General features: G+C 60.2%; 9 protein-coding genes. 5 read left to right on the plus strand and 4 right to left on the minus strand.

Annotated features, from left to right (window positions below; all coding sequences use genetic code 11):
* A partial coding sequence (locus tag GIW04_RS23615; RefSeq protein WP_236479247.1) for a Bcr/CflA family efflux MFS transporter occupies positions 1-713 on the minus strand: 713 nt, incomplete at its 3' end.
* 122 nt (positions 714-835) lie between these two features.
* Here GIW04_RS23615 and punR point away from each other — a divergent pair.
* Positions 836-1,750 (plus strand): DNA-binding transcriptional activator PunR, encoded by a 915-nt coding sequence (gene punR / locus GIW04_RS23620; RefSeq protein ID WP_020301687.1) that lies wholly within the window; start codon positions 836-838, stop codon positions 1,748-1,750.
* A gap of 131 nt (positions 1,751-1,881) precedes the next feature.
* Here the strand turns inward: punR and GIW04_RS23625 are convergent, their stop codons facing one another.
* A complete protein-coding gene (locus GIW04_RS23625) occupies positions 1,882-3,051 on the minus strand; it encodes an aspartate aminotransferase family protein (RefSeq protein ID WP_120247681.1) in 1,170 nt (389 codons plus the stop codon).
* A gap of 102 nt (positions 3,052-3,153) precedes the next feature.
* Here GIW04_RS23625 and GIW04_RS23630 point away from each other — a divergent pair, with 102 nt between their 5' ends.
* Complete coding sequence (locus tag GIW04_RS23630) at positions 3,154-4,059, plus strand: LysR family transcriptional regulator (RefSeq protein WP_003189735.1); 906 nt, start codon at positions 3,154-3,156, stop codon at positions 4,057-4,059.
* Here the strand turns inward: GIW04_RS23630 and GIW04_RS23635 are convergent.
* The gene (locus GIW04_RS23635; protein WP_034135116.1) at positions 4,056-4,679 is read right to left on the minus strand and encodes an HAD family hydrolase; all 624 of its coding nucleotides are present in this window, start codon (positions 4,677-4,679) and stop codon (positions 4,056-4,058) included. The two genes, GIW04_RS23630 and GIW04_RS23635, sit on opposite strands and share 4 nt — an antisense overlap.
* Positions 4,680-4,984: 305 nt before the next feature.
* Positions 4,985-6,178 (minus strand): enoyl-ACP reductase FabV, encoded by a 1,194-nt coding sequence (fabV, locus tag GIW04_RS23640; protein WP_003189732.1) that lies wholly within the window; start codon positions 6,176-6,178, stop codon positions 4,985-4,987.
* Between the two features lie 276 nt (positions 6,179-6,454).
* On the opposite strand from fabV, the gene GIW04_RS23645 reads away from it, so the two are divergent.
* From GIW04_RS23645 to GIW04_RS23655, 3 genes are all read left to right on the plus strand, one after another.
* Entirely contained in the window at positions 6,455-7,279 is an 825-nt protein-coding gene (locus GIW04_RS23645) for an aspartyl/asparaginyl beta-hydroxylase domain-containing protein (RefSeq protein ID WP_057710865.1), read from the plus strand.
* Positions 7,280-7,427: 148 nt separating this feature from the next.
* The gene (ppnN, locus tag GIW04_RS23650; RefSeq protein WP_003189728.1) at positions 7,428-8,801 is read left to right on the plus strand and encodes a nucleotide 5'-monophosphate nucleosidase PpnN; all 1,374 of its coding nucleotides are present in this window, start codon (positions 7,428-7,430) and stop codon (positions 8,799-8,801) included.
* Positions 8,802-8,977: 176 nt separating this feature from the next.
* A complete protein-coding gene (locus GIW04_RS23655) occupies positions 8,978-9,235 on the plus strand; it encodes an AbrB/MazE/SpoVT family DNA-binding domain-containing protein (protein WP_032892812.1) in 258 nt (85 codons plus the stop codon).
* Positions 9,236-9,279 lie beyond the last annotated feature (44 nt).

The following is a 9,279-nucleotide window of genomic DNA, read 5'->3' on the forward strand; positions in this document are numbered from 1 at the left end:
CTGTAGCCCATGCCACCGAGAATGAACGGCGAGGCGGTCAGCCAAGCGAAAAAGCTGGCCGAACAGGCGGCGAAGATCATCACATTGCCGGTAAACACCCGTGAGGTGAGCAATTGCCCATACCCCAGGCGCACCGGGCTGCCCTTGTGCTCCGAACGCTTGGGCATGTTGCGCAGGAACAACGTCGGCACCAGCAGCAACAACGACACCACCAGCAACACGCCGAAGATCGCCTGCCAGCCAAAGTGATTCAGCACCATGGCACCCAACAGCGGTGCCAAGGCCGGAGACAGCGACATCAACGGCATAATGCTGGCGAAGACGCGGTGGGCCTTGTCGGCCGGGTAGCGGTCAATCACCAGCGCCTGCCAGCTCACGGCGGCGGCACACACGCCAATCGCTTGCATAAAGCGCAGGGCCAACAGTTGCGGCGCGGTTTCGACCCAGAACATGCCCAGGCAACCGAACACAAACAGGCTCAGGCCAGCGAGCAGGATGGGCTTGCGCCCCAGGCGGTCCGAGAGCGGCCCCCACAGCAACTGCCCGACCGCAAAGCCGGCAAGGAAAATACTCAAGCTGGCGCCCACCGCGCCTGCACCAATGTTCAACTGCTCGCCCATGGCGCCAAACGCCGGCAAGTACATGTCCATGGCGAGATAACCGAGCATGCTCAGCCCCGCCAGATACCAGGTAAAACCAAAAGAATTTTTCATCGAAGCCTTGTAGATACTGCCATCAAACTATTTGCTGACTGGCGCCCATTATGAAGCTGACAATATCTGTGTGAAGCGATAATAATTGGACACTCTCATCAATAATTTTGAAGGCAGCGCCCATGTGGTCGGAATATTCCCTGGATGTGGTCGACGCCGTCGCCCGTCACGGCAGCTTCAGCGCTGCCGCCCAGGAACTGCACCGCGTACCGTCGGCCATCAGCTACACGGTGCGCCAGCTCGAAGAATGGTTGGCCGTGCCGCTGTTTGTGCGTCGACATCGCGACGTAGAACTGACCCCCGCCGGCCGTTTGTTTATCGACGAAGCCCGCGGCGTAATGAAAAAAATGCTCGGCACACGGCGCCTATGCCAACAGGTGGCCAATGGCTGGAGCGGCCAGTTGAAGGTGGCCGTGGACTCCATCGTCAAACCCCAGCGCTGCCGGCAGTTGGTGCTCGACTTCTATCGGCAGTTTCCCGAAGTGGAATTGCTGCTCGAATACGAGGTGTACAACGGCGTGTGGGATGCGCTGGCGGATGAACGCACCGACATCGTGATCGGCGCCACCAGCGCGGTGCCGGTGGCCAGCCACTTCAGCTTCCGCGACATGGGCCTGTTGAACTGGCTGTGCGTGGTCAGCGCCCGGCACCCCTTAGCTGCGGTGGAAGGTTTACTCAGTGATGACCAACTGCGCCCCTTTGCCTCGCTGTGCATGACCGACACCTCGCGCAACCTGCCCAAACGCGACACCTGGACCCTGGATAACCAGCGCCGCCTGGTGGTGCCCAACTGGGCGTCGGCCCTGGATTGCCTGCGCGATGGCCTGTGTGTGGGGATGGCACCGGCCCATCAGGTATTGCCATGGATCGAGCGCGGGGACTTGGTGGCGCTGCAGTTGAGCCGGCCATTTCCGGCCAGCCCGTCGTGTGTGGCGTGGGCGCAGAACAAGCTGTCGCCGGCCATGGCGTGGTTGTTGGAGTACTTGGGGGATACCGAAACCATGAACCAGGAATGGCTCAATGGCCCCTCCCTCTGATCGTTCCCACGCTCCGCGTGGGAATGCTGCCCTGGACGCTCCGCGTCCGCTCTTAAGGCGTGACGCAGAGCGTCACAGGAGGCGTTACCACGCAGAGCGTGGGAACGAGCATCGCCCCCTTCCGCACTTTTTCAGTCCAGTAGTCGGGTGATGGCCCGTACGATCATCTCCACTTCCTTGCGCTCCAACGTCAGCGGCGGCAACAGGCGAATAATCTTGCCCCGCGTGACATTGATCAACAGCCCGTGCTCCTGCGCCGCCCGTTGGGCCAGGTCGCGGTAAGGGCTGGCCAGCTCAATGCCGATCATCAAGCCCTTGCCACGAATCGCCCGCACTTGCGGATGCTCCTCCAACTCCATGCGCAAGCGCGCCAGCAAGTGTTCGCCCTGGCGTGCGGCATTTTCGAGCAAGCCTTGCTCCTGGATAATCTCCAGCACCGTACACCCGACGCGACACGCCAGCGGGTTGCCGCCAAAGGTGCTGCCGTGGCTGCCTGGGGTGAACAGCTCAGCGACAGCAGCGCGGGCCAGGCAGGCGCCGATGGGCACGCCATTGCCCAGGCCTTTGGCCAGGGTGATCACGTCCGGCACGATGCCTTCGTGCTGGAAGGCAAACCAGGTGCCGGTGCGCCCGATGCCGGTCTGGATTTCGTCAAGCATCATCAGCCAGCCGTGGCGCGTGCAGTGCTCGCGCAGGGCTTTGAGGTAGCCCGACGGCGCCACTAACACACCACTTTCACCCTGGATCGGCTCCAGCAACACCGCCGCAATGCGCGTGCCGAACTGTGCGGTGAGCGCCTCCAGGGCCGCCATGTCGCCAAACCCAACCTTGATGAAATCGCCGGGCAGGCGCTGGAACCCCAGGCGCACCGAAGGCCCGTCGCTGGCGGCCATGGTGCCCAGCGTGCGGCCGTGGAAGGCGTTCTCCATCACGACCACCAACGGCTGTTCGATGCCTTTTTTCCAGCCGTGCAAACGCGCCAGCTTCAGCGCCGTCTCGTTGGCTTCGGCGCCGGAATTGTTGAAGAACGCACGGTCCAGCCCGGACAGTTGGGCCAGGCGCCGGGCCAATTGTTGTTGCCAGTCGATGCTGTAGAGGTTGGAGGTGTGCAGCAGCAAGCCGGCCTGTTCGCTGATGGCGGCCACTAACCTTGGGTGGGAATGGCCGACATTGGTCACCGCCACGCCGGCCACGGCATCCAGGTATTCGCGGCCCTGTTGGTCCCACAGGCGCGTGCCCAGGCCGCGGGTGAAACTCAGGGCCAGGGGTTGATAAGTGCTCATCAGGCAGGCGGCGGTCATGGTGGCGGCTCCAGTGCATCGTTGGGGTGGATCCAGTATGGTTAACCACCCTCGCTGGATAAACGTAGAATCGCTGCAATAACTTTAAACCAGGGCTTGATAATGGACCTGTTCCAGGCAATGTCGGTGTACGTGAAAGTCGTCGAAACCGGCAGCATGACCGCCGCCGCGCAGGAATGCGGGATCTCAACCACCATGGTGGGCAACCATCTGCGAGCGCTGGAGCAACGGCTTGGCGTCAGCCTGCTCAAACGCACCACGCGCAAGCAGAACCTCACCGAATTTGGCGGTCAGTATTATCAGCGCTGCCTGGAAGTGCTGGGGCTGGTGGCCGACTCCGAGCTACTGGCCGAGCAGGTCCACAGCGAAACCCCCAAAGGCAGCCTGCGCATCACCGCGCCGCCGGTGTTCGGCACCGAACGCCTGGTACCGGCCTTGAGTGAGTTCGCCCAGCGCTACCCCCTTATCGACCTGTACGTGGTGATGAGCAATGAACGCATGGACCTGGTCGACAGCGGTTTTGACGTGGCGATCCGTCTCGGCGAACTGGAAAGCTCCAGCCTGATCGCCCGGCCCCTGCAGGCCTACACCCTCACCCTTTGCGCCTCCCCTGCCTACCTGGCGCGACGCGGCGCACCGCAAACCCCGGCCGACCTGCAGCAGCATGACTGCCTGGCATTCGCCTACCCCGCCAACGACAACTGGCGCGACACCGACAAACTGTGGCGCATGACGGGCGATGAAGGTGAGGTGCAGGTGCCGGTGTCTGGCTCATTGACCATCAACAGCTCCCAAGGCTTGCGCCAGGCCGCCATCAACGGCATGGGCATCACCATGCTGGCCGATGCCCTGGTGCAACCGGACCTGGACAGCGGCAAGCTAGTGGCCTTGCTGACCACCTATAAACTGCCCAGCCGCCCCATGCACCTGATGTATCGCCAGGACCGCTACCGCCTGCCCAAGCTGCGGGCGTTCGTCGACTTTGTGATGGAGAAATGGGCGCGCTAGAACGCCACGCCCAACTCACGCAAGCGCGTGGCGGTGCGCTCAGCCGACACATGGTGGATGCCCTGCCAGCCCAATGCGATGGCGGCCTCGATATTGCCGGCGACGTCGTCGATAAACACCACTTCACTGGCCTGGATGTCTGGCAAGTGTTCACGCACTTGACTCAGGCTGGCGTGGTAGATCGCCGGGTCAGGCTTGATCAGTTTCAATTCGCCGGACACGACGATGTTGCGAAAACGCTGCAGGAACGGGTAGTTGGCCCGGGCATAAGGGAAGGTTTCTGCCGACCAGTTGGTGAGCCCGAACAGCGGCATCTCAACTTGGTGCAAGGCCTCGAGAATCGCCACACCCTCGGGTAATTCGGCACGCAGCATTTCTGGCCAGCGCTCGTAATAAGCCTGGATCAGGGCCTTGTGTTCGGGGTATTGGGTAATCAGGGTGCGGGTGGCCTCAGCCAAGGAGCGACCGGCATCTTGCTCGGTGTTCCAGTCCTGGGTACAGATGGTGTCGAGGAACCATTGGCGCTCGACGTCGTCGGCGATCAGCTTGCGGTACAGGTGCTGCGGGCTCCAGTCGAACAGGACACCGCCGAAATCAAAAACTACTGCACGAATCGTCATCAGATCCTCCGTTAGCGTGGCTTGATAGCAGCTGGAGTCTGACAGATCTACAAGAGGGAGGCGCGCGCCGGGGCGTAAGAAGTGTCTGAAAAGACAGGTGGGAGGAGGCACGGCCTAATTGAGCGAACGCAATGCTCAAAGCAATGAAGATCAAATGTGGGAGCTGGCTTGCCTGCGAAAGCGGTCGTACAGCCTCAGATGCTGCGACTGACACACCGCCTTCGCGGGCAAGCCCGCTCCCACAAGGGATTTGCGTTAACTGACTGACATCAGGGCAAGCCAGTTCCCACCTTATTGGCCGCGTTTTAAGCCTGGATCAGGCCGTTGATTTTGACGGTCGGGTTCACATCCGCGTCGTAATCCACGCCGTCGACTTCAAAGCCGAACAAGCGCAGGAACTCAGCCTTGTAACCGGCAAAATCGCTGATCTCGTTGACGTTGTCGTCGGTCACCTGATTCCACAGCGCGGCCACGGCGTCCTGGACCTTCGGCTCCAACTCGGCCAGGTCGGCACGCAGGCGGCCATCGGCGTCGAGTTTCGGCTGACTGCCGTACAGGCTGTCCTTGAACAGGCCGTAGACCTGCTCGATGCAGCCCTCGTGAGTGCCCTGCTCTTTCATCACCTTGAACAGCAGCGACAGGTACAGCGGCATGATCGGGATGGCCGAGCTGGCCTGGGTGACCACGGCCTTGAGCACCGACACGCGGGCGTCGCCCTTGAGCGCAGCGAGGTTTTCGCGCAGGGTCAAAACTTTCTTGTCCAGGTCTTTCTTGGCTTCGCCAATGGAGCCGTTCCAGTAGATGTCCTGGGTCAGCTTCTCACCGAGGTAGGTGAACGCGGTGGTCTTGGCGCCTTCGGCCAGTACGTCGGCGTCACGCAGGGCGTCGATCCACAGCTGCCAGTCTTCGCCGCCCATGACCTTCACGGTGCCGTCGATTTCTTCCTGGGTTGCAGGCTCAAGGGTGGTGTCTACCACTACGCCCTTGTCAGTGTTGATACCGCGCAGGGTCACGGCCTTGCCGATTGGCTTGAGGGTGGAGTTGTGCACCACGCCTTGCGGGTCGGTACGGCGTGGCGCGGCCAGGCTGTAGACCACCAGGTCGATCTTGCCCAGGTCTTTCTTGATGGTCTCGATGGTCAGGCGCTTGATCTCGTCGGAGAACGCGTCGCCGTTGATGCTCTTGGCGTACAGGCCTTTTTCCACGGCAAACTTCTCGAACGCCGCGCTGTTGTACCAGCCGGCGGAGCTCAGCTTGCCTTCTTCGCCTTCTTTCTCAAAAAACACGCCCAGGGTGTCGGCGCCGCAGCCAAACGCAGCACTGATGCGCGCGGCCAGGCCGTAGCCGGTGGAGGCACCGAGGACCAGCACCTTTTTAGGGCCGCCTTCGATGACGCCGTTTTTGGTTACGTAGTCGATCTGCTCTTTGACGTTCGCTTCACAGCCAACAGGGTGAGCGGTCACACAGATAAAGCCACGAACCCGCGGTTTGATGATCATAAAAATTTCTGCCTCTTCCAAGGTGCCGAAGGCCAATAGTGGCCATTCAACTTCAATCGTACCGGTCTATGACGCCTGAAAAACCGAAGCGTCACGATAGTCGCAAATCTTCTGTTCTCAAAATTCAATCCACAAAACGTCGGAGCCTGCACGGCAACGGTTACAAATTGTGCAGCGGCTTCACAATTTCACCCTATTTAAAAACGCCTGCGAGCCTCATAAACCCCTATGATGACGATATTGTTTCAATATGTTTCGGCTTTGGAGCCTCGTTTCATGAGCAAAAATGCTGTCGGCAAAAAGCTGGTGTCCCTGGCGTGGGTGCTCGGCGTTCTGCTGTTGATCTATTGTTTCCCGCGCAGTTGCCTGGTGTTTCTGCTGTTGGTGGTGTGCTGCGGCGTTTATGACTTCCTGCGTAACGGCCTGTACGACCGCGACACCATCAAGAAGTATTTTATCGGCAACGGCCGTAATACCTGGGTGCTGGCACCGTTCAACACCCTGCTCGACCTGCTCAGCAGCCGCAACCGACATGTCTACACCATGAACGACCTGCCACCGGCCTGGCGCGAAGACCTGCAAAAGGTGATCGACGACGCCATGGCCCGCAAGGATGAAATCATCAGCTACCTGGACGAGCGCATGGCCGAGAAGAAACGCGGCATGTTGTTTTTCCAGTGGTACGGCCGCCCGATCGAAACCACTCTGGATATCCCGCAACTGCGCAAGAAACTACCGTTCGTGAAAACCATCGGCGTCTCGGTGTTCAACGAGAACCGCTCGACGTCGTTCCACTTCGGCCCCCTGCGCATGATGTTCCGTGTGCTCTACAACATGGCGCCGGCACCGCACCATGAGGGCGTGTATATCCAGGTGGGCAAGCACAAGCACTACTGGCACGACGACCCGCTGTTTATCTTCGATGACACGCTGATGCACGCCTCCTTCAACAAAAACGACGCCAAACGCTACTGCCTGTTCATTGATATTGTGCGCCCGACCCTGCTGCCCTCGGTGCTCAACGCCGTGATCGCAGGGTTTGCCGGCCTGGTCTTTACCCTGCGTCGGGTTTTCTACAAAAACTGGAAGCTGATTCAGTAAGTTCTGCGGCATGATGGTGTTGGACGGCATTTGCGCTGGGCCTTGTGCCTGAGGTAAATAACCGTCTCGTGCGACCTTAATTGGCGCTCACCATTCTCAAGCCATCGCCCCCAAGCGGGCGCGGTGGCTATGCTTTCAAGGAATCAGAATGCCCCAACGTCAAGTCATCAATGCCTCCGTCAGCCCCAAGGGCAGCCTCGAAACCCTGTCCCAACGTGAAGTGCAGCAACTGAGCGAAGCCGGTACCGGCAGCATCTACACCCTGTTCCGCCAATGCGCCCTGGCGATTCTCAATACCGGCGCGCATATCGACAACGCCAAGACCATCCTCGACGCCTACAAAGACTTTGAAGTGCGTATTCACCAGCAAGACCGCGGCGTACGCCTGGAACTGCTCAACGCCCCCGCCGATGCCTTCGTCGATGGCGAAATGATTGCCAGCACCCGCGAAATGCTGTTCAGCGCCCTGCGCGACATCGTCTACACCGAGAACGAGCTGGACAGCCAGCGTATCGACCTGAGCAACTCCCAAGGCATCACCGACTACGTGTTCCACCTGCTGCGCAACGCCCGTACGCTGCGCCCGGGTGTGGAGCCGAAGATCGTGGTGTGCTGGGGCGGCCATTCGATCAACACCGAAGAATACAAATACACCAAGAAAGTCGGGCACGAACTGGGCCTGCGCAGCCTCGACGTGTGCACCGGCTGCGGCCCCGGCGTAATGAAAGGTCCGATGAAAGGCGCGACCATTTCCCACGCCAAGCAACGCATCACCAATGGTCGTTACCTGGGCCTGACCGAGCCAGGCATCATCGCTGCCGAAGCGCCGAACCCCATCGTCAACGAACTGGTGATTTTGCCGGACATCGAAAAACGCCTGGAAGCCTTTGTGCGTGTCGGTCACGGCATCATCATCTTCCCCGGCGGTGCCGGCACGGCGGAGGAGTTCCTGTACCTGCTGGGCATCCTCATGCACCCGGACAACCGCGACGTGCCGTTCCCGGTGGTGCTTACCGGGCCCAAACATGCCGCGCCTTACCTGGAACAATTGCACGCGTTCGTCGGCGCCACCCTGGGTGAAGCGGCGCAGAAGCATTACCAGATCATCATCGACGACCCGGCTGAAGTGGCCCGCCAGATGACCACCGGCCTCAAGGCGGTGAAGCAGTTCCGCCGCGAGCGTAACGACGCGTTCCACTTCAACTGGCTGCTGAAGATCGACGAAGGCTTCCAGCGCCCATTCGACCCCACCCACGAAAACATGGCCAGCCTGCAACTCAACCACGCGTTGCCGGCCCATGAACTGGCGGCCAACCTGCGCCGGGCGTTCTCTGGGATTGTGGCGGGTAACGTCAAGGACAAGGGCATTCGCCTGATCGAAGAAAACGGCCCGTATGAGATTCACGGTGACCCGGCCATCATGAAACCGCTGGATGAGCTGCTGAAGGCCTTCGTGGCCCAGCACCGCATGAAGTTGCCAGGCGGCGCGGCGTATGTGCCGTGCTACCGCGTGGTGCAATGAGCTAGCGGCGGTCGGTCATAGTTTGTATCCGTTTGGGGCATGGCTCGGCGTGTGAGGTTCAAGAGTTAGGACTAGGGTTTTACTATTCCTTCCAACTCACCCACCTCAGCGAGCGACCTATGGACCAACGGATATTGTCCTCTGTCATTCCTTACCCTAAGTTAAGGAGTATCACGATGGAGATCTTCACTATGGCCACCGCCACACTCACTTCAAAAGGGCAAATTACCATCCCTGTGCAGGTCAGAACGGCCCTGGGCCTGGAAACAGGCGACCGGGTGGAATTCGTTGAAATGGAAGACGGCAAGTTTTCCATGATTGCCGCAAGCAAAACCGTCAAGGACCTCAAGGGTTTGATCCGCAAGCCCGCCCATGCCGTGTCTATCGAAGACATGAACCGCGCCATCGCGGCCCAGGGAGCAACCGCTGGATGATCGGCCTGGATACCAACGTGCTGGTGCGTTATCTGACCCAGGAC

The sequence above is a fragment of the Pseudomonas sp. PA-4-8C genome (assembly GCF_021606625.1).
GTDB lineage: Bacteria > Pseudomonadota > Gammaproteobacteria > Pseudomonadales > Pseudomonadaceae > Aquipseudomonas > Aquipseudomonas lactis.

What these genes read in the sequence shown, in the direction of transcription:
- GIW04_RS23635 (WP_034135116.1), bottom strand. Translation starts at nt 4,679, where the DNA reads ATGACGATTCGTGCAGTAGTTTTTGATTTCGGCGGTGTCCTGTTCGAC.
- ppnN (WP_003189728.1), top strand. Translation starts at nt 7,428, where the DNA reads ATGCCCCAACGTCAAGTCATCAATGCCTCCGTCAGCCCCAAGGGCAGC.
- GIW04_RS23625 (WP_120247681.1), bottom strand. Translation starts at nt 3,051, where the DNA reads ATGACCGCCGCCTGCCTGATGAGCACTTATCAACCCCTGGCCCTGAGT.
- fabV (WP_003189732.1), bottom strand. Translation starts at nt 6,178, where the DNA reads ATGATCATCAAACCGCGGGTTCGTGGCTTTATCTGTGTGACCGCTCAC.
- GIW04_RS23645 (WP_057710865.1), top strand. Translation starts at nt 6,455, where the DNA reads ATGAGCAAAAATGCTGTCGGCAAAAAGCTGGTGTCCCTGGCGTGGGTG.
- GIW04_RS23630 (WP_003189735.1), top strand. Translation starts at nt 3,154, where the DNA reads ATGGACCTGTTCCAGGCAATGTCGGTGTACGTGAAAGTCGTCGAAACC.
- GIW04_RS23655 (WP_032892812.1), top strand. Translation starts at nt 8,978, where the DNA reads ATGGAGATCTTCACTATGGCCACCGCCACACTCACTTCAAAAGGGCAA.
- punR (WP_020301687.1), top strand. Translation starts at nt 836, where the DNA reads ATGTGGTCGGAATATTCCCTGGATGTGGTCGACGCCGTCGCCCGTCAC.